Raw genomic sequence first — 26,853 nt, 5'->3', positions numbered from 1 at the left:
CACCAAATACTCGCTGTTCAAAATATCTCTTTAAAATGTTTTTTGCTGGCCTAGTAGTTACAAGTGATCAGAACTGGGCTTTGCTTAACCTGAAATCGGATTACTTATTCTTTAGTGTAGGACTGTGGATATAAACTAGGAATGGCTATCAACAAGGTTAGGTCATAAATTGCGTCATCACTTTAATAAGTTCCTACCCAATCAATAAAAACTTAATACGTGCTAATTTATGTAAAAGCTTTAAGGACTGTTGACCTTGCAGAATTAAGTTTGTTCTACGTAATGGAATTTGATCACGGCGCGAGATTTGTAACCTTGCAGGCTAAAAAAGCGAGCTACAAAGGGAAATCATCCCTAGGTCTAATTCATAGGGCGGCACATGTTTGGCATTTATACTGCGTTATCACCGCTTGGTTGAAATAAAAATACTGCGCAGGCGTACGCTGCCTAAAAACGATGCATTCTGCTGAAAATTCAATCTCGAAAGATAAACCGCTTCTGAGTGATCTAATTAATTTAAATATCGTAACTTTATATGATTAGTACGTTACATAAAAATTATAGTTAAGTATCTGTTCTACTAAAGATGTTTGATTAAGTATTGTGAGCTCCAAGCGCCAAAGCATATTCTTTTCAGAGCAAATACCGACCATAGTGTTGCTTTGCCAAAGTCCACCCTTTTTTATGAACTGTTGAGGTATGTACCCCATATACATAGTAACGCCTTTTAATTTTGCGTCTGTAATGTGCAACCCGTTTGGTAGCTCACTGAAAATTGTAAATGGAGTTTCGGGGGAAAGTGTAGAATTGCTTAACCATACTTTAACACCACTTGGGAAAGTACATGGTAAATTGGCATCACATTGCGTTGTTTTTAGAAGCTGGGCTTCATTTTTTTCAGAAAAATCACATGCTATTAATAAAAAAAACGCTACAAAAAATATGGGTAATCTATATATAAGCATAACAATCTCGCTGTAAATAAAAGCGAATACTAATAATCGGGTCTATAAATAACAAGTGGGAGTGTTACTATTAGTCGAAATATGGCACAAACTGTATCAAAAAATAAACAACAAGCTCACAAAGTTTGATTGATGTCATAATATTACGTAATTGACCTATCTTTTTTAGGTCAAAAAATTTATCATTTCACCCGCAAAAATTAAGGGTTTCTCGAGTTTGTTTTCTGAAGCATTCATGCTTTGAACGTTTTAGGTAACATGCTTGTGAAGTAATAGTAGGCCCCACTTTTTAAAAGTGGGTAATTCATTTCTAAACGCATTTATTGCAGCGGAAGCCAGAAAATGAGCCAAACAGTAGCATCACAAACTGAGTATAACTATAAAGTTGTACGCCAATTCGCTATTATGACAGTGATTTGGGGCATCGTTGGCATGAGTATTGGGGTTCTGATTGCTGCCCAATTAGCTTGGCCAGCACTTAACTTTGATACACCATGGTTAACATACTCTCGACTACGTCCGTTACACACGAACGCAGTAATTTTCGCATTTGGTACTAGTGCACTTTTTGCGACGTCTTATTACGTCGTACAACGTACTTGTCAAACGCGTCTTTTCTCAGACAAACTCGCCGCCTTTTCATTTTGGGGCTGGCAGCTGGTTATAGTATTAGCAGTAATAACGCTTCCTTTAGGTATTACTAGCTCAAAAGAATATGCAGAACTTGAGTGGCCAATCGATATTTTAATCGCTGTGGTTTGGATTGTTTACGCCATTGTATTCTTTGGTACTTTAATCAAGCGTAAAGTGTCGCACATTTATGTTGCTAACTGGTTCTATGCTGGCTTTATAATTACTGTTGCAGTGCTTCATATTGTAAACAGCATGGCTGTGCCTGTGTCGTTAACTAAATCATACTCAATCTATGCAGGTGCGGTAGATGCGATGGTTCAGTGGTGGTACGGTCATAACGCTGTAGGTTTCCTATTAACTGCTGGTTTCTTAGGTATGATGTATTACTTTGTACCAAAACAAGCAGGTCGCCCAGTTTACTCATACCGCTTATCGGTAGTTCACTTTTGGGCACTAATTTCATTATATATCTGGGCAGGTCCTCACCACCTTCACTACACTGCACTTCCTGATTGGACGCAAAGTTTAGGTATGGTTATGTCTATTATCCTATTCGTGCCGTCTTGGGGTGGTATGATTAACGGTATTATGACCCTATCAGGCGCGTGGCATAAACTACGCACTGACCCAGTATTACGCTTCTTAGTTGTTTCATTGTCTTTCTACGGTATGTCTACGTTTGAAGGTCCTATGATGGCAATTAAATCTGTAAATGCGTTATCTCACTACACAGATTGGACAATCGGCCACGTACACTCAGGTGCGCTAGGTTGGGTTGCTATGATTTCAATTGGTGCTATTTACCACTTAATTCCTGCGTTATTTGCGCAAGGTCGTATGTATAGCGTTAAATTGGTTAATACCCACTTCTGGTTACACACTGTAGGTGTTGTTTTATACATTGTTGCAATGTGGATCTCTGGTGTAATGCAAGGTCTAATGTGGCGTGCAGTGAATGCTGACGGTACATTAATGTACAGCTTTGTGCAGTCTTTAGAAGCGTCGCATCCTTTCTACATCATGCGTTTTGTAGGCGGTGTATTCATCGTAACAGGCATGTTAGTTATGGCTTATAACGTTTTCCGTACAATTTCAGCTGAGAAAGAATCTCTGAAGTTAGACGCGCAAGCACAATTAGCATAACGGAGTGAGATGATGAGCAATAAAAATTCACAAAATAAACATGAGATAGTAGAAAAAAACGTTGGCCTTATGGCTATTCTGACTGTTTTTGCTATCAGCTTTGGTGCATTAGTTGAAATTACTCCGCTAATGTTCCAAGACGACACAACTAAACCAGTAGAAGGCCTACGCCCTCTTAACGCTTTAGAAATGGAAGGCCGTGATATATATGTACGTGAAGGTTGTTATAACTGTCACTCACAAATGATCCGCCCTTTTCGTGATGAAGTTGAGCGTTACGGTCACTACTCTGTTGCAGGCGAATCAGTATGGGATCACCCTTTTCAATGGGGTTCTAAACGTACTGGTCCTGACCTTGCTCGCGTTGGTAAACGTTACTCGGACGATTGGCATTATGCTCACTTAGTTGACCCACGTGCCGTGGTTCCTGAGTCGAATATGCCAGGTTTTCCTTGGTTAGCAGAGGATAAGGTAGATACAAGCCTGACTCTGAAAAAACTACAAATTTTCCGTGATACTTTTGCTATTAACCCAGAAAACCCTAAACACCCGGGCCTAGGTTATGGCAGCGACGAAGAACTTAAAGCTGATGTTGAAAAAGTTAACGCTATGAATAACGGCGAAGGCGCAACGGAGATGCAAGCTCTAATCGCGTATTTACAGCAACTTGGTACCCACTTGAAGTAAATTATTATGGATTACGGAACATACAGAGGCATTTTGACTCTGGTAATTTTAGTATTGTTTATTGTGATTGTTGTATGGGCATACAGCAAGCGTAGCAAAAATCGTTTTGATAGCGCTGCTAATGCCATTTTCGAAGATGAAAAAAAACATAACAACACACTCTCTAACGAGGAAAAGGAGTCTGAAAAATGACTAGCTTTTGGAGTATTTGGGTTATTGTATTAACCCTTGCATGCTTATGCATCATCTTTGGCTTATTAGTTTGGAACTTAAAAAACTATGCTGGCGTAAAAGAAGGTGAAAGCTGTGGACATGAATTTGACGGCATTGAAGAGCTAAATAATCCACTACCAAAATGGTGGACTTACATGTTTTTCGCAACTTTTATTTGGTCAGTATATTACCTTGCAGCTTACCCAGGTTTAGGTAACTGGGAAGGTTTAGGTAAATGGACTAGTTCTAATCAAGGTATTACGTCTTTAGCTGAGTCTAAAAAAGCAGTTGCAGAGGCCAAAGCTGAAGGTCGTTTTGTTAAACTCGATAAAGAGTACGAAGCCGCAGAAGAACGCTTTGGTCCTATTTTTAACCGACTTGCACAAGTGCCGGTTTTAGATTTAGTTAATTCTAAGTTTGAAGGTGACGCAGCGCAGCAAGTTGCTCTAAAAAATGGCGACAAACATGAGCAAACAGATGGCCAATTAGCCATCGAAATTGGTCAGCGTTTATTCTCACAAAACTGTGCGCAATGTCATGGCTCTGATGCACGTGGTGGTACTGGCTTCCCTAACCTAACTGATAAAGATTGGTTATATGGCGGAACACCTGACAAAATTAAAGAAACACTTCTTTATGGTCGTATTGCAGCAATGCCAGCTTGGGGTCCTGCTCTTGGCGAGCAAGGCGTTAAAGAAATGACAGCACATGTGCTGAGCCTTTCTGGTCGTACTGTTAACCAAAAAGATGCAGCAGCAGGTGCCGCTAAGTTTGCAATGTGCGCCGCATGTCACGGTGCTGATGGTAAAGGGTCGGTTGCACATAACCTACCATTTGGCGCACCTAACCTGACTGATAACATTTGGTTATACGGTGGCTCTCAACGCGCTGTTGAAGAAACGCTTAACCACGGCCGTGCTGGTGTAATGCCTGCTTGGAAAGACATTTTAGGTGAAGATAAGATTCACTTATTAACAGCCTACGTTTACAGTTTATCGCAAGATAAATAAGCACGCGGTTAATAAAATGTTTATAAATTAATTTATTTAATTCAATAGATTAATCCAGATCAAAAAAGCCTCCACTGTGAGGCTTTTTTTTAGTCTTTTACGTATAATTCCTATAAAATAACGCTTCCTAAACTAATTTTAGAGACACTATGCAACCTACTCCGTGGTATAAAAATTTTTGGCCTTGGTTTTTAATCTTTTTTCCGTTAGTTGCCATTATTGGCTGTATTAGCTTGTTTATTACGGCGATAGGTAACGGCCCAGATATGGTTGTTGACGACTACTACAAAAAAGGGAAAGCAATAAACTTAGAATTAACCAAGTTTGAAAAAGCAAAAGCACTTTATTTACACGGCGAATTAAATGTTACTAATGAACGTGTAAGCTTTAAATTTACAAAAGGCGATAGCAGCAATGTGCATGTATTAAAGCTCTCGTTTTACCATCGCACCATTAAAGCGCATGACTTTGAAGCCACACTTACTCCTAATGCCAATCAAGAGTTTACTGCATTACTTGATGAGTACACACCGGGTGCATATTCTGTATTTATTGAGCCAATTGATGGTAGTTGGAAACTAAAAGAGAACATTGTTCTACCGACGGCTGAAACCGTTTTAGTTAATCCTAACTATAAGTAGTCATTACTATGTCTAACTTTTGCTTTCATTGCCTTGAAAGTGTGCCAACCGGATTTAGCGCAAGCGTTATCATTGACGATAAAGCCCAGCCGATGTGTTGCATTGGCTGCCAAGCTGTTGCGCAAAATATTGTTGATCAAGGTATGACCGACTACTATAAATACCGAACAGTTCGCGCTGGAAAAGTCGAACAGCTAGTACCTGAGCAACTCGCATTTATAAAAAGTTATGACAACGAAGACATTCAAGACGAATTTATAGCCACTAACGATAATATCTCAGAGGTATTATTGAGCGTTGAAGGTATAACCTGCGCAGCATGTGCATGGCTAATCGAAAAACAACTTTTAAATTTAACCTCAGTTAAACGTGTTGATGTAAACACATCTACCAATCGCGCGATGATCCAATGGGACAAAACTAGCACCCCATTGAGTGAAATTATTACTTCCTTAGCCAAAATTGGTTATAAAGCGTACCCATTTCAATCAGATATTGAAGCTCAACAAAAGCAACAAACTGCCAAAGCCTATATTCGCCGCTTAGGTGTTGCAGGCTTAATGACCATGCAAGTTATGATGTTTGCGTTTGCCATGTACTTTGGCATGTTTTCAGGGATGGACAGCAATTTTGAGCAGTATTTTAGATGGATCAGCTTAGTACTTGCCTCTCCGGTTATTTTATATAGCGCACTGCCCTTTTTAACCAACGCCATAAATGGCTTAAAAGCAAAACAGCTCAATATGGATTTACCCGTATCGCTGGCTATTTTTGGTGCGTTTGGCGCAAGTTGTTACGCCACATTTATGCAAGTCGGCGAAGTATATTTTGAATCTGTGTGCATGTTTACCTTTTTACTTTTATTAGGTAAGTATCTTGAATTTAGAGCGCGTTTAAAAGCGAGCGAGTTTACTGCCAATTTACAAAAATTATTACCATTAACAGCCCGCACCATTAACGACAGTGGTGAAGAACTTATAATTGCAGCCAAAAAACTAAAACTTAATGACGTAGTACTCATTAAAGCGGGTGAAACAATCCCTGCCGACGGCGAGCTTATTAAGGGTAAAACCACGGTTGATGAATCAATGATGACGGGCGAACACCAACCCGTTACAAAATTTATCGGCCACAATGTCTACGCCGGTTGCGTTAACCACGACGGCGTTATTGAAATAAAAATTAATAAGATTGGCCAAAATACGCTTTTAAATCAAATTATACGCTTGCAACACAACGCATTAACTAAACGTCCTAAACTGGTTGAAATTACAGATAAAGTTGCGCAATGGTTTATTGCGTCTTTACTTATATTTGCTTCACTTACAGCTATTGGCTGGTACCAAATTGACCCTGAACACGCATTTTGGATCACCATTTCGGTTTTAGTTGCTACCTGCCCATGTGCCCTGAGTTTAGCGATACCAACCGCACTTACATGCGCGGTTGCAACACTTACTCGTAAAGGCGTGTTGATAAAACAAGCACATGTGCTCGAAACACTCTCACAAATTACGTTATTTGCGTTTGATAAAACAGGCACGCTCACCCAAGGTAAATTTAGCCTTGATGAAGTGGATATAATCGATAAGCAATACACAAAAGCGCAAGTGCTAGATATGGCAGCTATGTTAGAGCGTTATTCTGAACACCCTATAGCCAGCGCATTTGATGAAATTACCCCTGCTCACCACAACCTTGATAACGTTGAAGTGCATCCAGGTCTGGGAATTAGCGCACAAGATGCAAACAATCATTACGCAATTGGTAAAAGTGGTTGGTTTGATAGCAAAAAATCAAATGCACAAGCAAGCTTGTATATTAATAAGCAAGTTGTTGCACGTTTTTACTTTATTGATAAAGTGAAAAGCGATGCTAAAAAGCTTATAGACTCACTTCAATCGCAAAATTTAACGTGCCATATGTTAACCGGTGACGCGTCGGATGCTGGGCAAAAAGTAGCTAAACAACTCAACCTTGAAAGTGTGCAATCTGGGTGTTCGCCACAAGATAAACAAACAGCCGTTGAACAATGGGCGTCACAAAACGAAGTAGTTGCAATGGTCGGCGATGGCGTAAACGACAGCCCTGTATTTGCAAGTGCGCATTTATCCATTGCAATGGAAACCGGTGCTGACATATCAAAAAATAGCGCCGATGTAGTGCTCCTTAATAGCGATTTAGCTTCAATCAATCATTTACTCAATGTGGCAAAACAAACCAGACGTATTATTAAGCAAAACCTTGCGCTGTCTTTATTGTATAATGCGTCCATATTACCATTGGCGGCATTAGGCTTAGTTGCTCCGTGGATGGCTGTTATTGGCATGTCTGCCAGCTCAATTATTGTGATTAGTAATTCACTAAGGCTATTAAAGTTATGAGCATAATTTACATTTTGATCCCCATTGCCATTTTATTTGTCATTATTGCTATTGGCGTGTTTTTTTGGGCCGTAAAAAGTGAGCAGTTTTCTGATTTAAACAAACAAGGTCATAGTATTTTGTTTGAAGACGACAAAGAGCAACACAACAAAAGTAATGATTGATCCTCTTTTTACCAGTGCATTTTTAATGGGGCTAATAGGTAGCGGCCATTGCATTGCTATGTGCGGCGGTATTGCAAGCTCATTACAACTGGCAAGCGACAAACGTAAAACATTTACCTATTCACTTGCTTATAATATTGGACGCGCACTTAGCTACATGGCAGCAGGCGCGCTTGTTGCTGGTATTAGCAGTCAATTTGCTAGGCAAAATACGTCTTTTTCTTTAGCCCTTTCGTTCATTGCAGCTATTTTTATGCTCCTAGTCGGCGTATATATAATGCGCTTGGGCCCTACGCTGCAGTGGTTAGAGAAAATAGGTAAAACCTTGGTATGGCAACACATTGTTAAGCTAAATAAATATTTAATGCCTATTAACTCTCCTTTTAAAGCCCTAGGTTACGGTGCATTGTGGGGCTGGCTGCCTTGTGGACTTGTATACTCAGCGCTTACATGGGCGATGACTAGTCCAAGTGCTTTAGATGGCGCTTTAGTGATGCTTTGTTTTGCTTTAGGTACTTTTCCGGCAATGATCACTTTAGGTATCACCGCACAAAAGCTAAATAGTATTATTAACCATCCATGGACTCGCATTGTATTAGGCAGTGTTATAATTTGGTATGGTATCTACTTATTGATTATTGCAACCGACAAGCTGGTACACTAATCTAGACAACGTCGTGCATAAAAATTAAAAACGGATTAAAATATGGATTTCTCTCAAAGTCGCGCTAAAAGCAATTGTGCTATTAGCTGTAATAACTGCAGTATCAGTCAATTGTGTTTGCCATTTTCACTCAATGGCCAAGAAATGGATAAGCTGGACGAAATTATTGAGCGAAAAAAACCACTCCATAAAGGCGACTACTTATTTGAATCAGGCGCCCCTTTACAAGCTATTTATGCAGTACGTTCAGGTTCATTTAAATCTTATACACTATCAGAACAAGGCGATGAGCAAATAACCGGATTTCATTTAGCGGGCGATTTGGTGGGCTTTGACGCAATAAGCAAAATGGCGCATCAGAGCTTTTCGCAAGCACTCGAAACGTCAATGGTATGCGAAATTCCATTTGAAACACTTGATGAACTTGCTGGTAAATTACCAAAACTTCGTCAACAAATTATGCGTTTAATGAGCAGTGAGATTACATACGATCAAGAAATGCTGTTATTACTTAATAAAAAATCAGCAGAAGAACGCTTAGCTAGTTTTATTTATAACCTGTCAGAGCGTTTTGGCGAGCGTGGTTTTTCGCGTAAAGAATTTAGATTTACCATGACTCGTGGTGAAATAGGTAACTACTTAGGCCTTACCGTAGAAACTATTAGCCGCTTATTAAGCCGTTTTCAAAAAGCTGACTTAATTAAAGTAGAAGGTAAATTTATTACTATTTTAGATAACAATGCATTAGCTAAAGCCGCAGCAATTGTTAAATCTTGCTAAATAAAATAGTTTGATTTAGAACAACAATTTATGTGCTACCCCTTTAACTGTTTTGTATTTACGTTACACTAAAAATACACCCGTTAAGTAAATGGAGTAGCACATGGACACTATTAAACGCATTATTGCAGTTATTGACCCTACCAAAGACGATCAACACGGTTTAGCACGTTCAATAGATTTAGCTAAGAAATCTGGCGCAAATATTACCGCCTTTATGACGGTTTATGACTTCTCTTATGAAATGACCACAATGCTCTCTGGCGATGAACGAGAAGCTATGCGCGACGCTGTTGTTAAAGACCGCGAACTATGGCTAAGTGATTTGGTTTCTCCCTACAAAGATATAAGTATTGAAACTCAAGTTGTATGGCATAACCGCCCTTATGAAGCTATTATTGATGCCGTAATTGATGAAAAGTACGATTTAGTAATTAAAGGCACACATCAACATGGTGCACTTAAATCCGTTATTTTCACCCCTACAGATTGGCACTTAGTACGTAAATGCCCAGCTCCGGTATTGTTTGTAAAAGAAATGGCATGGCCAGCAAACGGAAATATTTTAGCTGCTGTAAATGCAGTTAGTGAAAACGAAGAACATGTAGCACTTAATAAACGAGTTATCAAAGATGCACAATTTTTATGTGGACTCGCCAATGCAACACTCAATTTAGTTAATGCCTACCCTGCAACCCCCGTTAATATCGCTATCGAAATCCCTGAGTTTAACCCTGGACTTTATAACGAATCAGTTAAAAAACATCACCACGAATCAACCAATGAACTTGCCGCTGAATTTAATTTAAGCCAAGAACAATGTTTTATTGAAGAAGGCTTACCAGAGGATGTAATTCCTGATGTGGCTAAGCGATTAAATAGTGAATTGGTTGTTATTGGTACTGTAGGTCGTACAGGTTTAAGTGCAGCACTTGTAGGTAATACTGCAGAGCATGTAATTGATAGCCTTGACTGCGATGTATTGGCACTTAAACCCGATGGTTACGTAAGCCCGTTGGCAAAAAAGCTAGATTAACCAAAAAATATTTTAGCAAATAACAGCACGTACCTTACTTGCTAAAAATACCGCGTTTAATTACATCCTAAACTCGCATATTCAGGTGGTTTGGGTATAATACGCCCCTTTATTTTTAGCAAATAACTTTGCTGCATTGTTTTACTAGGGGGCGTAATTGTCACACTCAGATCAAGCTAAAGCTCAATTTAACTTAAATAAGCTGCAAAAGCGTTTACGTCGCCAAACTGGTCAAGCCGTTATGGACTTCAATATGATTGAAGAAGGTGACCGTATAATGGTGTGTTTATCAGGTGGCAAAGACAGCTATACAATGCTTGAAATGCTTCAGCATTTAAAACGTGTTGCACCAATAAAGTTTGATCTAGTTGTTGTAAACCTTGATCAAAAACAACCAGATTTTCCTGAGCATGTATTGCCTCAATACCTTGATAAATTAAATGTTGAATACAAAATTGTAGAAGAAGATACTTACAGTATTGTGACTGATATTATTCCTGAAGGGAAAACAACCTGTTCACTTTGCTCTCGTTTACGTCGTGGTATTTTATACCGCACAGCAAAAGAGCTAGGTGCTACAAAAATTGCGCTTGGCCATCATCGCGACGACATGATTGAAACCTTGTTTTTAAATATGTTTTACGGCGGTAAACTAAAGAGTATGCCCGCTAAATTAATGAGTGATAACGGTGAGCACATGGTTATTCGCCCGCTTGCATATTGCAGAGAAACCGATATAGCCCAATACGCATTTGCACAAGGTTACCCTATTATTCCTTGTAATTTATGTGGCTCGCAAGAAAACTTACAACGTAAACATACAAAAGCGATGCTTGCTAAATGGGATGCTGAGCACCCAGGACGTATAGAAAGCATTTTTACTGCAATGCAAAATATAGTTCCTTCGCATTTGGCCGATGCTGATCTATTTGATTTTAAAAATTTACAAACCGGTGAAGTAATTAATGGTGGTGATATCGCCCTTGATAAACCCGACATTCCTAAAGTGCCTGTTACTAATGAACTTGATGAACAAGAAACGCCAAGTGTTGTTACTATAAATCTAAGCTAACTAATTTAAGGGTTTGTATTTATATACAAACCCTTAAAATTTAAAAACTTAGTATTACGCTCTATTTTCAACTTTCAGCTAAGCCTTGTAAAAACTCCAAGCTCAGCTTTTCTTGTGCATTAGCCTGATAGGGTAATTGCTGCAAGCTATCGTACGAAAAATCGTTAATATCAAATTGACTTATTTCACTATTTCCAAAGCTGTTTCGCTCACCTGGGCTTGGTGACATTCTCTCAACAACAAAGTCACTTAAGCGCATTTCTGTAATACCTTGTGGTAATACAGACCAGTGAGCTTTTAGATTAAGTGTTTGATTCCCCTGCGTTAACCTCTTCTTTGATACTAAATGAGCTAGTGGTGTATCACCATTATATAAATTAGCTCTCACCCGATATAAACCGCTTTTTATGACGGTTAGATTTGCTGGTATAAGCATATTTTCATTTTGTGCATAAGCTGTATTAAAGCCAATTAAGGTTGCACTTGGTGGCATATATTGAATTTGCGCAACTACGGGTACTTTTTTACCTGCCACATCAGCCTCTACAAACAATTGTAAACTACGAGGATAATCTTCTTTAGCTTTAAACGTTATACTCGCCTCTCCTTCGTGTGCACTGCCAGTATGAGTATTTAATACCTCTTTTGTGTCTGTATTTGCCAGCTCAACCACCACTTTACCGAGCCCCTGCGCGCTTACATTTAACCTTATTTCTTCTGGGTATACAAAACGATACTGCTCAAGGCTTAACGTAAGCGCAGAGCCAGTTTCGTCAATTGGGCTCGATACCGGATAAAACTGGTTTGGCTTTAGACGATCCTCATCTAATGTGCTCAACGGTTGAGAATAAGGAGGAAATTTAAGTGCACTTTCGTATTGCATAACTATTTGCTCAGCTGCTTTTGTTAAATCTTCATTAAAAGCAATTTGTTGTTTAGATGGTGTTTTTTTTACTTTAGGTACATCAATGGCTATTACTTTTACAGGATCTGTATTTGGGGCGCTAAGAGACTTTGATATTGGTTTTTTTTCTGTCTCATCCAGTTTTTTTGAGTCATTATTATTTGTAAACCACAGCACAAATAAAGCAACGCTAATGATTAAAGTGATCAGATAAAATTTTTTCATAGGCTATATTCATATCCTGCATAAAGCGTGCAGTTAGTAACTGCACGCTTTTATATTATGGAATCACATTATAAATAAGCGCCGATGCACTTAAATTATTAGAATCCTTTATGTACCGGTATTGTTTTTTCCAAAACCAAGTACCTGTTGATTCATCAAACGTATTAAAACCTACGTTTTGGCCATCAACATTCACATTATTCATCGCAATAGTTACATTACCTTTGCGTTGTGCATTATGAATTTCATTGTGGCTATAGCTATCACTCATCATCATAGGATAATGGTTTGGCATAAAGCTTGTTACTGCATCGCCTTGTGAATCTAACTGTCCATCTGTATCGATACTGCGGCTACAGCTTCCAAACGATCCTACAGAACTTGCCCCACATGATGAGTGTGATGCTACAACGGAGTCATCGTTACCTCTTAAAAAACCACCCGTTAGGCCTAAGTATGCATTACCATCAGCAACAAAACGTAAGCGTGGTGTGCGTGCGTCAGGAAATGGTGAAATTTTACGTGCATTATTTACTTTTAAATCGTGTAGTACACCAATTGCTTGCGTTACATCGCTGCCTAACCACCATTTGAGTGCAGCATCTATCGCAAAGTTCCATGAAGCACCGGTTAATGCACTCACTGCAATATCAGCGAGCTCACTTCCACCGCCAGCCCCTGCCAAATCAAACGTAGCAACAATATTAAGCGGTTGTAGCCCCGCGTTTTCTAACCAGTTTTCTTGATTATCAATAATATGGCGTGCAACTAAGTCACCTGTAGAATGAGTTACAAGCACACAGCCATCGTTACACAAATTAGAACGCGAAATTTGTTTCAACTTAGGCCAAACCCAATCAGTGGCTATTTTACCCTCTACACGCTCGTATGAAGGCCAATCAATGCGTTCGTCAGCGCGATTATTCCAGTACGATTGCCAATATGTTTCACCATCATTGACAACATCACTGCCTGATTTATTTGTTATTTGCGACACTTGTAAGCCATGAATTAATATAATTTTGTAATCTTTACTCGCAGCGGAAAAACTCATTAACATAGCGAGTCCCGCACCAAGTAAATGGCTTGGTTTTATTAGTTTGTGTGTGCGTTTGTTGTTGTTCATACAATTCCTTAATGTGGTGTGTTTTATATTTACTATTTAACCTCAACTCTAACTAATAGATTTACTAACATATTGAACCACAATGATAGTCAAATTTGTTTTTCTCTAAGCCAGCGATTTTCAGTGAAAACAAGGCTAATTCACTCGTCAGTAGTGGATCTGTTGCAATCGCAGTTGGCGCTGAAGTAGCAGTTTGAGATAGATTTACTATCTAAAGCTCAGGTTATTTATATTTAAGGTATTCATGTTCAATGTACTTGAGCTTGTCAGCTCAGGCATTCAACAGTATTAGGAACAAACCACTAAAATGCAACATTTTATTATCATTTGTGTTGGAAAATAATTTATTTAAAATTTATTAATGGGTTAACAAAACGATAATTGTTAAATTTGAAATTATTGGACTGATTTAAAAGATTACACTGAGGAGTATTAAAATTAAACTAATTCGGTTAGCTTCGTGTTTATGAATGCAAATGTGGCTAAGTTTTTCTAAAGCATTTAAACCTTTAATGTTTAAGTGCTTTAGGAAGACCAGCTTTAAAATGAGGAGACAATTAGGCTAACCATTAGCTTTAAGTTCATTAGTAAATTGCCCTATAGCATTCACAACTTCTTGCGCACCTTGTTGAATTTCCTGCATCACATCACCTGACTCTTTAGATAATGCTAAACCTTGCTCTGCTTTCTCTTTACCTTTCTCGATTACAGCCACCGTATTTTGTGTCTGTGATTGATTACGCTGCACAACTTCAACAATTTCTTCTGTTGCTTTTGAGGTACGCGATGCAAGCAACCTTACTTCGTCTGCAACAACAGCAAAACCTCGACCTTGCTCTCCAGCCCTAGCTGCTTCAATTGCGGCATTCAACGCTAATAAATTTGTTTGTTCGGCAATACTGCTGATACTTTGTACAATGCTCGCAATTTGTTGTGACTGCTGATCGAGCGCTGATATTTCACTAGCAGCTTGCTCCATGTTAACGGCCAACTCAGTCATAACAGCGACTGTATCTTGTATAACAAGCGCACCTTGCTCTGCTTTTTTATCGGTTTGGGTTGAGGTGCCATGAGCAATTTCGGCCGCTTGTGATATTGCTATTTCTTGATTTACTTGCTCTGTAATAACTGTCGCGAATTTCATTACTTTATAAAGTTCATTTGCATCATTTGAGATTGGATTGTATGACGCTTCTAACCATACAATATTGCCATGTTTATCTACGCGCTTAAAACGTTCCGCAATAAATTTTCCTTCCCGCAACTTAGTCCAAAATTGCAAGTACTCTTGAGAGTTTGCTTCTGATCCCTCACAAAATGTACGGTGGTGCTTGCCTATAATTTCACTTTCTTTATAGCCCATAGCTACCAAAAATTGATCATTAGCTTTTAAAACATGTCCTTCTAAATCAAATTCGATTACAGCCATAGAGCGATATATTGCTTTAATAGTGTCGCTTTGCTCGCGAGAAGCTGTAATTGTTTTTGTAAGTACACTCCCGAATATAGAAAAATAGAGCAGCTGGTCTTGCTCACCTTTTACTGGGTGTACTATTAAACGTAACCATTCAGCTTTACCATCACCGCGCGCAATTTGTAATGCACCTCCCCAATGTCCTTCTTTTTTTATAGCTTGCTGTAGGCTTTTAAATTCTGAAGATTGACGAGACGACTCAGTAATAAAATCATCAAAAGAGTTATTAGTAAGATCGTCTTCGTTGTAGCCTAAGTTTTCTAAAAATCTATCGTTGGCGTGCGAAATCCTACCATCATAGAGAATGTTCAGTACTAACATCTCTCGGTAAAGCCCTTCCCACACTTGTTGTAAAGGATAGAGTTCTGCTTTTAAAGAGGCTATTTCATTTTGCTTATTTTTAGAAAAAAACATTAATATCCTTACTAACACATTCAATATAAAATTAATTTTAGTATAGAAGACATTTATAATAACGCGATAAATAACAAGCAGTTTGAAGCTAAATTATTAATCAAAAATACAAACTAAGCTTAAAATTGTAACCTTTCATATAAACCAGATGCTCTTGATACGCTCTTATTCATTGCAAGTTGCAGTACTTTTTTGTCAGCCACCAGTTCAAACTTATTTTTAGCGCGGGTTATCCCCGTATACACCAATTGCCGGTTAATACCCATACGCGCTTGTTTTAGCGGTGGCAATACCATAGCGGTGTAACTAAACTCTGAGCCTTGTGATTTATGAATAGTCATTACGTATACTTTATCGTGCGCAGGGAGTCGTGCAGGTGAAAATGCTCGTTGATTACCTTGCTCATCAATAAATATGGCTTTGAGTTGATTACTTTCATCAGGCATTAAAATACCAATATCACCGTTAAATAACTTAAGCTGGTAATCGTTTTGGCTCACCATAATAGGCATACCCGTATAGTGGTGAGTATTAGGGCTAACTGTTATTAAACCTTGCTGTTGCAATACGCGCTCTATTCGCTGATTTAAGCTATGCACGCCGTAATCGCCCTCTCGTACCGCAGCTAAAAGCTGATAACTAGCAAAAGCAGCATGCACCTGTGCAACATCTGCACCTTGGGCAATTAAGTTAAGGTATTTTGCATAATGACTTGCTGCACTTTTAACAAGCTTTTCAATCGGTTTTGCTACAAAGTCGTAATCTAAAATTACATCGTTAAAACGCCCTTCAGTACTTTCTTGCTCAACGTAATTTAAAATACCGGTGTTATTTGTGTTTACCGCAAGTGCGAGTTGACCAATGCCGCTTTGTGCATCAAATCGATAACTGTGCTGTAAAAAGGCAACGCAATCTGCGAGTTTAAATTCACTCACGCTTTGCGCTACGAGCTTAGGCTCATTATTAAAACATAAGCTATTTAGCTCATCACAACGTGCTTGCGAGTAGCTTGGCGTTTGCTCAAGTATTAAACCTTGGCATAAATCGCTCATTACGCTGCCGGTATCTACCGAGGCAAGCTGATCTTTATCACCTAGGAATATTAATCTCGCATGCGCAGGTAGTGCTTCTATTAATTTAGCCATCAGCGATAAATCGACCATACTGGCTTCATCAATAATTAGTACATCTAAATGCAACGGATTGCTTTTGTTATGTCTGAATTTATTAGTAAACGGTTTTACGCCTAATAAGCGATGAATAGTTTGGGCGCTTTGCGGTATCAGCGTTTTTATATCATCAGGAATCGTTGTGAGCATATTTTTAGCGCCCAAAATAGACTCACTTAAACGTGCAGCGGCTTTACCAGTCGGTGCCACCAGCTTAATGCTAAGCGGCGCGGTTTTATAAAGTGACTGTAAAATAGCCAGTAACTTAGTCACTGTGGTGGTTTTACCTGTCCCAGGACCACCCGTGATCACGCTAAAGCCTTTGGTGGCGGCAATCGCACATGCCACTTTTTGCCAATCAGTTTTAATTGCAGAATCTGCAGGAAAATAGGTATTTAAAAGTTCAGCCAATACTTCATTGTTAATATTGAGCTTTCGCTCGCTCATACTTAGTAATCTATCCGCGAGTGTTTGCTCATAACCGGCAAGGCGCGCAAAATAAAGTCGCTCGTTAAACAGTTGCAGTGGTTTATTTTCGCCTACGCTTTCATGGCTTTGTAAATAACTAAGCGCTGTGTGTACGTTAAAGTCATCACCAAACGGGCTTAGCGTACTGGGTACATTGCCATCGAGTTTATTAAAGTCACTATTGCGCAAGTTAAAAGGATTATTCCAATCAACCTCATTTAAAGTTAGGCAGCTATGCTGACTTTGCTGCGATAAGCAAAGTAATAAAATAATATAAAACAGCTCATTATGAGTTTGCTCAATGTCATTAGCACACAGTAATTCTGCGAGTTTAACATCAACCACACGTAGTCGATTTTGCGCTAATAAATACTCAAGTAACGGGACTTCGATAATCGTATTATTTAACACAACGTCGTCTATATCGTCAAACAAGCCAGGTTGCTCATTTAAATCGCTCATAGCATGGCTCCTTGGCTAAATAAGCCATCTAAAATAATCACTTGTTCTACAGTTAGCTTTTTAAAGTACACGCCTTGCCCTGCAGGCATCCCACGTAAAAAGGTGTAATACACACCGCCTAAATTGGCTTCTATTGAGTAATCGGCTATGCGTTGTTTTAATAACCGATGCAGTGCTACCGTGTAGATTAAATACTGTAAATGATACTGATGACTGCTCATCGCTTGCTCAAGCATGTCGCTCTCGTAATCAGCTGGCGTGCTACCTAAATAATTAGACTTATAATCTAAAATATAATATTTACCTTGGTAGCAAAATATTAAATCGACAAAGCCTTTTAACAAGCCCTTTACGTGCGAAAATTCAAGCTTACTTTGTGCAAAACCAAAATGTTTAATCAGTATTTCGTTTAGCTTAGGTGCGCTTAAACTCTCAAGAGGTAAATTAAATTCCATTTCGACTAGGCAATCATTGGGTGTAAGCACGCCCAATGACAAAAGGCTCTTATCTAGGGGACACGCAAGAACATCAAGCACCCATTTTTCAGCCACTTCTCGCCATTGCTCACCTATGTGGTATTTTTCAAGGCTGCGCTTAACTACCTCAGATAAGTTTTGCTCAGTATTAGTAGGGTGAACTATTGGGCTAGTAAAATCTATTTGTTCAAATATTTCGTGTAAACAGCTACCGGGCTTTGCCCCTTTAGGAAAACTATAAGGTGATGGTAGTTCGTCCTCTTGCACTGCAAACTCGTCTTTTTCGTGATCTTCATCACTTCGCCCTGGGGCTAATTGGTCGCTGTGCTTTTTAAAGCTCAATGCACTAAAGCTAGTTGCTCGCCAGTTACGCTCAATATTTGCCGTTACTTTATTAACACTTAACGTTTGCTGCGCACTTTCACTGTTATTAAAACAAAGTGTTCCCTGCTCTAATAATGTTTGTGAGGTAAATTGCTGATAGCTCATCGCGCTGTTAGCGTCGCAAAACTCACTTAAATGCGTGCGCCATGTTTGGCTACTGGCAAGTTCAAGCCCTGCAAATAAAACATGCCCAAGTGCACTACTTTGCATAGCCAAGCGGCTACTTTGTCCTTGCCCTATGTTATAAACACCAAGCGCACAAAAATGTACGGCGCGAGTAAGTGCTACATAAAGCAGGCGTAAATCTTCAGCTAGGCGTTCTTGTTCTGCTTTTTGAAGGGCATCTTCGTCTTTACTTAAATCGTAAACTAGCTTGCCATTATTATGATAAAGCGCTTCTTTTGTTTCGCGATAACCACTGGCAAACGGCATAAATACCAGTGGATATTCAAGCCCTTTTGAGGCATGCATAGTGACAATTTTAACTAAGTTGGCGTCACTTTCTAGGCGTACTTGTACTGTTTCACCGTCTTGTTGGCTTACCTTTTGTGCAAACCATCGCAGTAAACGCAGCGTGCCTTCAAGCTCTATTTGTTTTTGCTGAAGTATTTCGCCCAAGTGCCTAAAGTCCGTCAGCCAACGCTCAACGTTATATCCTAACCCTTGCCATTTAGCGCTAAGTTGGTTATGGCTCATTAAGCGCTCAAGCATTGCCATAGCGCCTTGCTTGTTCCAAATGTGGCTAAGTTGTGCAAAAAAGTTTAAGTAGTCTTGCCATTTATTTTCATCATCAGCGAGTGCATGTATTTCGTTATAACTTAAACAAAATAGCGGACCCGCTAAAACACCGCGCAGCAATGACTCATCATATTGTCCATGCAGCGCTGTTAAAAAGTTAAGTAGGTGATGGCTAAGCTCTTGGCTAAAAACGCTCTCGCGCGATAAATACACGCTGGAAATTTTGGCATCACCTAGCGCTTTTTTCATTATTTGCGCTTCAACACGGTCGCGCACTAATATACAAATATCGGCAGCGCTGACAGGGGTACTGCCAATACACGCATCCCCTTGTTTTGCTTTTTCAAGCAGGGTCACTATTTTATTAGCAAAGTGAGTGGCTAAATGTGCTTGCCCTACACCTTTGTTGGTTGGTTTGTTTTTTTCATCGGCGGCTTCATCCACAAATACATTAAATTCGAATGCGGTCGCGGGTTTGCCATCAATTAAAAAAGAGTCTTCCGCTTTTTTACCTTTAGCAGCTACTGCGTTAAAGGGTATAGCGTCGTTATAAATAAAGCTGTTAGCATGTTTGCCAAATAAACTATTAACGCTATTGACTATGTCGGTGCTTGAGCGAAAGTTAGTACCCAGCGTAAATTGCTGATCAGTCTGTACAGCTTCTTTTGCGCCAATATACGTAAAAATATCCGCGCCCCTAAAGCCATAAATAGCCTGCTTGGGGTCGCCTATCATGGCAAGCGTGGTATTTTGTTGCCCATAAATTTTACTAAAAATACCGTACTGAATCGGATCGGTATCTTGGAATTCATCAATCATGGCAACCGGAAATAACTGCGCAATTTTTTGCGCTAGTACGTCGCCTTGCTCGTTATTAAGCGCACTGTGTAAATTGGTCAATAAGTCATCTGGGGTGATCACGCTTTGCTCTTGCTTACGCTTAACTATTGCACCTTTTACCCAGCGTGCTGCATGTTGTATAACTGCTATTTTGAGCCCTTGGTTTATGGTGTTATTTAGGGCGGCAAGCTCGTCAAACTGACTCAGTAATGGATGCACAAATAATGGCTGATTTTTTTTATAATTAGCTACATCGCTTAAGTTTTCTGTACTCCATACTTCAAACGAATACTTGCTAGTGCCAAATTCAAAAAACAAATCGCCGCCTAAACAAAATGCCTCAAGCGCACTAAGGCTGCCTTTTCGTGCTGGCGTTTTAGACCCGCTTAAACCCGAGCCTTTAATAGCACCTATAAACTCTTGCTCTAACACCGCTTTTTTAAATGCAGGCACACGGGTTATGTACTCGTCACGGGCTTTCCATACATCATCTAAATTTATTTGTGGTGTAATGTGCGCATTAGCCTTGTTTAAAATGCTCGCCACTTGAGCGAATAAAGACTCGGGTGCGGCAAATACATCTAAAATAGCATCGGTGCGTTCTTTATTAAGTGGGTATACAAACGCGCGCCAAAAATCTTTAATGGTTTCGAGCAGTATGTCGCGCTCATCTAAAATAAATTCGAGATTAAACGCCACACCCGACTCAAACGCATGTTGTTTTAGCATCCGCTGACAAAAGCCATGAATAGTAAAAATAGCGGCTTCGTCCATTGATTTAGCTGCTGCATCGAGTAAATCAAACGCGCGGTGCTTATCATCAATTTTGGCAATTACGCCTTCAATGAGTTCGTCGTTTGGGTCTTGCCCAAGCAATGCGTCGCGCGCAGCAATAATTCGGCTACGTACGCGGTCTTTAATTTCTTGGGTGGCAGCGTCGGTAAAGGTTACTACCAAAATTTGCTCAACACTGAGCGGCGTATTTAACTCACCCTCTATTTGCATACCTAGTAAGTAACGTAAATACAGCCCCGTAATTGTATAAGTTTTACCAGTACCCGCACTGGCTTCTATTAAGCTTTGACCAATGAGCGGCATAGTAAGAGGATTAAGTGCTTGCATGGTCACTCTCCTTTGCGTGTTCGAATAAAGGCGTGAGCAATTTATCACTCCATTTTATAAATTCTTCTTGGCAGTCGTTTAGCGATTGCACCGTTAAGCGAATATACGGATTTTCGCCCTCGCCTCGCCCTATGTATTGCGGGCTAAATTTGCTCATTGCTTTTGTTATATCGCCGCCGCTTTTAACGTATTCATAACCACTTACCGGAAAGAACGGCACAGGCTCTGCGCGCAGCGCTTTGTATAACTCAAACCAATCAAGTAACAATGCATCGGCATCAGCTTTATTAATTGGCGCAAAGGTAATTTGCTTATCAAGCCCAAGTAACAATGTTTCTACTTGTTGATCCATACTTTGCGCTGCGAGGTGATAAATAAAGCCTTTAATTAAATCTTTCGCTTTAATACTCGCACTGCGGTAAAACACTTGTTTTTGCAAATACACATGATTGAGCCAGCCCTCTATTTTAGTGCCTTCAATGGTAAGCAAAACTTCTATCGGCTCACTTTTTCCGCCTTTAATCTGCTCTTTTACTTGCCCTGCAAGCGCATCAACTCGGTGCTCCATACTCTCAAATATGAGGCTGCCTACATTGGCTTGAGGTAACTCACCTCGCTGCAGTATTTGCTCGGTACTCAGTGGTTGCTCGTTTATGTTTGCTTCGAGTATTTCATCAAGGTAAAAATAACGGCGCAGCGCATCTAAACTAAAGGGTTCTTCGTCTTTTGCTACTTCGTTAAATTGTGGCAGGCGCAAACCTAATGTTTGTTGATAAAAGCTCTCTTGTGCGCTGCACACGCTTCTAATAAACACATCGAGATCTAGCTGATCTGGCACAATCACATCAAGCGCAATAACCGGCTGTGGTTTTATTGACTCACTTGGCAGCCAAATTGGATTGTAACTGTGGTTGCTCAGTACAGTATTTGCTTGCTCATCGGCTAAATAGTAATGGCTATTAAAGGGCTGTAAATGCTGTTGATTAATTAGACATGCGGGCAGCGTTTTTTCACTCTTTTCGCTTAATACAAAACTACGCCCAATATATTCTAACAGCTCGCTTACAAGGGTTGATGGCATGCGCGGTTGGTTATCAAAACACGAGCGACCAATGTAACTCATGTATAAGTTGTCGCGGGCACTCAGTAGTGCTTCTAAAAATAAGTAGCGGTCATCTAATTTACGTGATCGGTCACCTTTTTGCTTTTTAGAGTAAGGCACTAAGTCAAAACCAATAGGTTGTACGTTACGCGGGTAGTCAGCATCGTTTAAGCCCAGCATGCATACCACTTTAAATGGTACGGCGCGCATGGGCATAAGCGTACAAAAGTTTACTTGCCCGACCAAAAACCGCTGCCCCACGCCTTTTTCTTGAATGCCTTGTCTAATTAAGTAACTAACAATACGCTGCGAAACCGCCTTGCTGTAATCGCCGTTGTCGTGGTGTTTTTGTAACTCTTCGAGCACGTTTTGAAGTACTAATAAATCCCAGCTGTCATCGCTTTCACTTTCGTATATGGCGTTTAACAGCTCGCTTAAAATATGCGCTTTATTAGTGAGCGTATCGTCGGGCGTTAACTGCTCTTTAAAGCTTTGCAGTACATCAATAAAATGCACGAGCTTGTTGAGTGTATCAAGCGCCATACCTTCTACTTCATCAGCGCTGTAAATACCGTTAAACGGACATTGTTCGTCGCGCATGGCAATGCCAAGCAGTAAACGGTTGAGCCCATGTTGCCAGGTATTTAAATCAATAGCGGGTAAATCAAAGCTGCTTTTATGCGCTGCGTTTATACCCCATTTAACCCCAACACGTTCAAGCCAATATTGAATTTGCTCGTATTCGTGCGCTTCAAGCCCAAATTTTTCGGCTATTTGCGTCACTTGTAATAAATCGAGAATATCCGACACACCAAAGCGCGAAAACGGTAAGTTAGCTAAACTCGCAAATGAGCTAAGGACGGGCTTTTCTTGCTCTATGGCTAAATCGGCCAATGCATAAGGAATAAAGCGGCTGCCTTGTGCCCCGCCAAATACGGCTTCAATGTAGGGGCTGTAAGTGCCTACATCGGGCATCATGACAATTATGTCTTTGGGAGTAAGCGTTGGGTTTTGATTAAATAAGTTAAGTAAGTAGTCGTGCAAGCGCTCAACTTCTCTAAGCGGTGTATGGCAATCGCTGAGCGTAATACTGGTGTCGGTTGCGCTGATTGGTAATTTACCTTCGTCGTTAATAAACCACTCTTTGTTATCAGTCAGTGATTCGCCTTTAAATGCAAGCTGATAAATCTCGCTTTGTACTTGCCCTAGTAAGGTGTCGTCAAACACATCAATAAAACCATCAATCCAACGGGCATCTAACTGTACAAGTTGTTCAAAATAGTCGCGACCTAATTTACCCCACGACGATAACAACGGATTACCTATAAAGTAGTATTCTTCATCTGGATTGGTTTGTTTTTTTTGTTGCGCTTCCACCAGCGGCATTTTGGCGTATTTAGCGCTTATTTTAGCTGCTGTTTTTTCATCTATAATATCGCCCCAGTAGTGCTCACTTGGGTTAAAAAAGAATAATATAACCTCAGTTTTTTTACTCAGCGCTTCAAATACGTCTAGCTGGGAGCTGGCAATCGCCGATATACCAAATAAGCTAATGCGTTGTGGCAGTATGCTATTGTCCATAGTCTCAAGTGCTGCAAGTAACTGCCCTTGCATGTTAGCGCGATGAAATTGGCTTTGCCCAAGGTCTTGGCTTAGTTTTACAATGCGTCGCCATAAATCAGGCTGCCATGGGGCAATGGCTACATCTACGTCATCAAGCTCATCTTTTCCGCTATCCCATGTGGCTATCCAGTGCGGTCGGTACATTAAATATTGGTCGTACACATCGGCTATTTTTTCGCACAGCGCAAAGGTTTTTTGCCCGTCGATATCGCCCTCTAAATAGGTTTTTAGCGGCAAATAAAGCGGTTCATCAATGCAGGTTGGTAAAATTGCAAACAGTTTCCAAGCAAGGTTGGGCTTATTAAATGCCGACTCTTTAGGGACATTTGGCAGCAATTGCTGATACAACTGCCAAATAAAGCTCGACGGCAGCGGAAAATCAACCTGCGCTGCGACCCCTAAGTTTTCGCTCAAACCTATTTTTAACCACTGCGACATACCCGGCGATTGCACTAGCACTACTTCTTTGTCGAACGGGCTTTGCAATGGGTTTACTTTTAACAGCTGATGGAACTGCGCTTGCAGGGCTTCCATCCGGTTTGATTGAATAATATTTAGCATATAACACTGACCTTGCTTGAGATAAAACCAGTGTAAGATATTTTCAATATTAGGGGTAGCGCAAACGGGTAATTGGCTTTAATAAATCAGAGAGTTAAGAACTAATTTACAGATTTTTATACGCACAGCATCTATTTTATATACTGTGCGTAGTAGTGAGTTTATTTATAAGGGCTAATACTTGATAAACTAAAGTCACTTTGCATTATTACTTCGCCATCAACGCCTTTTAATTTAAGTGAAATAGTGGGATCAGTTTGCTGCCAATCAATGCTTAAATCACCATAATTTACGTTATGAGTAAAATTCCCTACTCGGTGTTTGTTAGGGCTTACATCTTTCCACTTTTCAGTTAAGCCAGAGCTGGTCATCTCAATTAATGGGTAATCAAGGTTTTGCTGATACTTTGATATTTCACCCCAGTGCGTATCGCCGCTGATGATCACGACCCCATTTACCTTATGCTTTTTAATCAATGCAAATAAACGGTTTCTATCTTCAGGAAAGTTTGCCCATGACTCCCAACCTGTAAAATCGGGTAAAAGCTGTAAGCTTGAGGCAATCAATTTTATTGCAGCAGGCTTTTTAAGCTCTTGTTCAAGCCATTGCCACTGGGCTTCACCTAACATGGATGCACCCTTCACTTCACTGGGACTATACGGGCCTTGGTTATTTAACTTGCGTTTAGTGTAGTATTCAAGCTCACCTACATGGTTTAGCGCATCACGATTCCAACGTAAATCAGGCATTATTACTTGTATGGTTTGCTCATTTTCACCATACATGTACGAGGTATAAATTCCATCAGGGCGAGTGCGACGCGCTGAGTTTACAGGTTCATCCCAAAAATTAAGCATAATTTGACGTGATAGCTCTTTATGCGGATACTCTCTACCTGCATCGTTTTGGCCATAATCGTGGTCATCCCACATAGCAATGATAGGCGTTTGCGCTTTTAACGTTTTAAAACCAGGCTTTGCCCCTAAACGTTGGTACTTATCGGCAAGTACATCCATATCGTTGGTATCGCCGTAAATATTGTCACCCAAAAATATAAACAAATCCCCCTGCTCTTTGTTAATTGCATTAAATATGGGTATGTTTTTATCTTGATGCCCACACGAACCAAATAGAATTTTAGATGGCGCGGCAGTAATACTTACGCTAATAACCAAACTCAACGCCAAGGCAGTTAGGGTTAATGGTTTTAATAGGTTCTTCATTTTAAAATCTCGCTAATTGCAGGCGCCATATTTGAATTTATTTCATTTGGATTCTGCCCAAGCGCCTTTAAAACGGTCGCCGCTATTTGCGCTTGTTTAAGCTCATTTTTAGTTTTAATTAAGCCACTACCTTTTATTGCGGGGCCAATGGCTGCAAGCCAAATATGTTCAGAGCCGATAATTCCTTCTGGGTAGGTATTTTCACCTAACTCTAGCTCAGCAAGTGCACGTTTAGAGCTGTGATGTTGCCAATCGTTGGCATTATTGCCACGGCCGTGATCAGTAGTAATAATTAGTGTGGTGTTATTTTTATAACCCGCTGTAGTTTGAATGGTTGCCCATAAGTCTTTTATAAACGCGTCACTTTGCCTTGCCGATTTAAGGTATTGATCGTAATGACCATCATGCGCAAAGTCATCGGTTTCGCCTAAGCTTATCACTAACAACTTAGGCTTTTTAGCCAACATATATGCTTTAGCAAAGCGGTATGTAAAACTGTCTAGTCGTACGTTATACCAAGGACTGGGGATTTCGTTTTGTAGCGCATTTAACAGTGGCGCATCTGTGAATAAATTCTCTTCAATTGACATAAAACCTGCATTTACATACACGTTACTGCGCTTAGTATTTACAATGTATGGGAATACATCCCAACTACCAAATAAGGCTGTGCTATCTTTAAACTCAGGTAACTTATCTAAACGCTCTAAAATAGTTTTATTTGGGTTGAGCACTTTGTTATTACTATTTATATTTTCGTCAACTTCACCGGTGAGTATTTCGTTATAACCAGGGTATGAAAAATACCACGGGTTACTTACAGACATAGTAGAGCCGTTAGCTCTATCGCCAATTATAATCCCTTTTTTAGCCACTACTTGCGTTAAAAAAGGCATTAGTAATTGCTGGCGCTCATTTGCTGCTTTTGCCCAAAACTGGGTCTTTAATTGCTCTGGCTTTTTAACAAAATCAGTATTATTCATTAAGCTATTATCAGCCCCATTAAATACTTCTTGCCAGCGTACTCCATCAAGCGTTACCAGCACTACATTTTGCGCTGCTGTTGCAAAGTTACTCGCTAATACACTTAAGCTAAATAGTGTTACTTTTAAAATCGTTTTCATCGCGTTTTGCCCCCTTTCATATAATA

The 26,853-nt window shown here is 39.9% G+C and carries 20 protein-coding genes; 11 read left to right on the top strand and 9 right to left on the bottom strand.

The features are described 5' to 3' along the window. Window positions 1-539 precede the first annotated feature (539 nt). Window positions 540-965 (bottom strand): hypothetical protein, encoded by a 426-nt coding sequence (locus DO88_RS13160; protein ID WP_033038426.1) that lies wholly within the window; start codon window positions 963-965, stop codon window positions 540-542. A 342-nt stretch (window positions 966-1,307) separates the two neighbouring features. Between DO88_RS13160 and ccoN the strand changes: the two genes are divergently transcribed. From ccoN to ttcA, 11 genes are all read left to right on the top strand, one after another. After that, window positions 1,308-2,741 (top strand): cytochrome-c oxidase, cbb3-type subunit I, encoded by a 1,434-nt coding sequence (ccoN, locus tag DO88_RS13165; RefSeq protein ID WP_002961515.1) that lies wholly within the window; start codon window positions 1,308-1,310, stop codon window positions 2,739-2,741. Between the two features lie 12 nt (window positions 2,742-2,753). After that, complete coding sequence (gene ccoO, locus DO88_RS13170) at window positions 2,754-3,428, top strand: cytochrome-c oxidase, cbb3-type subunit II (RefSeq protein ID WP_033016430.1); 675 nt, start codon at window positions 2,754-2,756, stop codon at window positions 3,426-3,428. Window positions 3,429-3,434: 6 nt separating this feature from the next. Next, a complete protein-coding gene (locus DO88_RS13175) occupies window positions 3,435-3,620 on the top strand; it encodes a CcoQ/FixQ family Cbb3-type cytochrome c oxidase assembly chaperone (RefSeq protein WP_024597380.1) in 186 nt (61 codons plus the stop codon). After that, window positions 3,617-4,651, top strand: a complete 1,035-nt coding sequence (gene ccoP / locus DO88_RS13180) for a cytochrome-c oxidase, cbb3-type subunit III (protein WP_033038424.1) — start codon at window positions 3,617-3,619, stop codon at window positions 4,649-4,651. The genes DO88_RS13175 and ccoP overlap by 4 nt, the downstream gene beginning before the upstream one ends. Before the next feature lie 149 nt (window positions 4,652-4,800). Then, window positions 4,801-5,292: a FixH family protein gene (locus DO88_RS13185; RefSeq protein WP_008139162.1), complete on the top strand. Its 492-nt coding sequence runs from the start codon at window positions 4,801-4,803 to the stop codon at window positions 5,290-5,292. 8 nt (window positions 5,293-5,300) lie between these two features. Continuing rightward, window positions 5,301-7,676 carry a heavy metal translocating P-type ATPase gene (locus DO88_RS13190; protein ID WP_033038422.1) on the top strand — a complete coding sequence of 792 codons (2,376 nt, stop codon included), beginning with the start codon at window positions 5,301-5,303 and terminating at the stop codon, window positions 7,674-7,676. Beyond that, window positions 7,673-7,840 (top strand): cbb3-type cytochrome oxidase assembly protein CcoS, encoded by a 168-nt coding sequence (gene ccoS / locus DO88_RS13195; protein ID WP_002963071.1) that lies wholly within the window; start codon window positions 7,673-7,675, stop codon window positions 7,838-7,840. The genes DO88_RS13190 and ccoS overlap by 4 nt, the downstream gene beginning before the upstream one ends. Next, a complete protein-coding gene (locus DO88_RS13200; protein WP_033038420.1) occupies window positions 7,833-8,504 on the top strand; it encodes a sulfite exporter TauE/SafE family protein in 672 nt (223 codons plus the stop codon). Before ccoS ends, DO88_RS13200 begins: the two co-directional genes overlap by 8 nt. Window positions 8,505-8,546: 42 nt before the next feature. Next, complete coding sequence (locus tag DO88_RS13205) at window positions 8,547-9,284, top strand: FNR family transcription factor (RefSeq protein WP_033038419.1); 738 nt, start codon at window positions 8,547-8,549, stop codon at window positions 9,282-9,284. A 103-nt stretch (window positions 9,285-9,387) separates the two neighbouring features. After that, a complete protein-coding gene (gene uspE / locus DO88_RS13210; protein ID WP_033038417.1) occupies window positions 9,388-10,320 on the top strand; it encodes a universal stress protein UspE in 933 nt (310 codons plus the stop codon). 157 nt (window positions 10,321-10,477) lie between these two features. After that, a complete protein-coding gene (gene ttcA, locus DO88_RS13215) occupies window positions 10,478-11,392 on the top strand; it encodes a tRNA 2-thiocytidine(32) synthetase TtcA (RefSeq protein WP_033028310.1) in 915 nt (304 codons plus the stop codon). Window positions 11,393-11,459: 67 nt separating this feature from the next. On the opposite strand, the gene DO88_RS13220 is transcribed toward ttcA, so the two are convergent. The 8 genes from DO88_RS13220 to DO88_RS13255 form a co-directional block, all read right to left on the bottom strand. Beyond that, window positions 11,460-12,521 (bottom strand): hypothetical protein, encoded by a 1,062-nt coding sequence (locus DO88_RS13220; RefSeq protein WP_033028311.1) that lies wholly within the window; start codon window positions 12,519-12,521, stop codon window positions 11,460-11,462. Window positions 12,522-12,576: 55 nt separating this feature from the next. Continuing rightward, a complete protein-coding gene (locus DO88_RS13225; protein ID WP_007375307.1) occupies window positions 12,577-13,647 on the bottom strand; it encodes a hypothetical protein in 1,071 nt (356 codons plus the stop codon). 562 nt (window positions 13,648-14,209) lie between these two features. Further along, a complete protein-coding gene (locus DO88_RS13230) occupies window positions 14,210-15,535 on the bottom strand; it encodes a methyl-accepting chemotaxis protein (protein WP_033038416.1) in 1,326 nt (441 codons plus the stop codon). 119 nt (window positions 15,536-15,654) lie between these two features. Beyond that, window positions 15,655-17,634, bottom strand: a complete 1,980-nt coding sequence (recD, locus tag DO88_RS13235) for an exodeoxyribonuclease V subunit alpha (protein WP_033038415.1) — start codon at window positions 17,632-17,634, stop codon at window positions 15,655-15,657. Next, window positions 17,631-21,194, bottom strand: a complete 3,564-nt coding sequence (gene recB, locus DO88_RS13240; RefSeq protein WP_033038414.1) for an exodeoxyribonuclease V subunit beta — start codon at window positions 21,192-21,194, stop codon at window positions 17,631-17,633. The genes recD and recB overlap by 4 nt, the downstream gene beginning before the upstream one ends. Then, window positions 21,181-24,480 carry an exodeoxyribonuclease V subunit gamma gene (gene recC, locus DO88_RS13245; protein ID WP_033038413.1) on the bottom strand — a complete coding sequence of 1,100 codons (3,300 nt, stop codon included), beginning with the start codon at window positions 24,478-24,480 and terminating at the stop codon, window positions 21,181-21,183. The genes recB and recC overlap by 14 nt, the downstream gene beginning before the upstream one ends. Window positions 24,481-24,641: 161 nt before the next feature. Next, the gene (locus DO88_RS13250; RefSeq protein WP_033038411.1) at window positions 24,642-25,703 is read right to left on the bottom strand and encodes an alkaline phosphatase D family protein; all 1,062 of its coding nucleotides are present in this window, start codon (window positions 25,701-25,703) and stop codon (window positions 24,642-24,644) included. Next, window positions 25,700-26,827 (bottom strand): alkaline phosphatase family protein, encoded by a 1,128-nt coding sequence (locus tag DO88_RS13255; protein ID WP_033038409.1) that lies wholly within the window; start codon window positions 26,825-26,827, stop codon window positions 25,700-25,702. The genes DO88_RS13250 and DO88_RS13255 overlap by 4 nt, the downstream gene beginning before the upstream one ends. Between the last annotated feature and the right edge of the window lie 26 nt (window positions 26,828-26,853).

It is taken from the genome of Pseudoalteromonas sp. S3431 (assembly GCF_000690035.1).
GTDB classification, from domain to species: Bacteria; Pseudomonadota; Gammaproteobacteria; order Enterobacterales; family Alteromonadaceae; genus Pseudoalteromonas; species Pseudoalteromonas fuliginea.
This window is presented reverse-complemented; position numbering and strand designations above follow the sequence as displayed.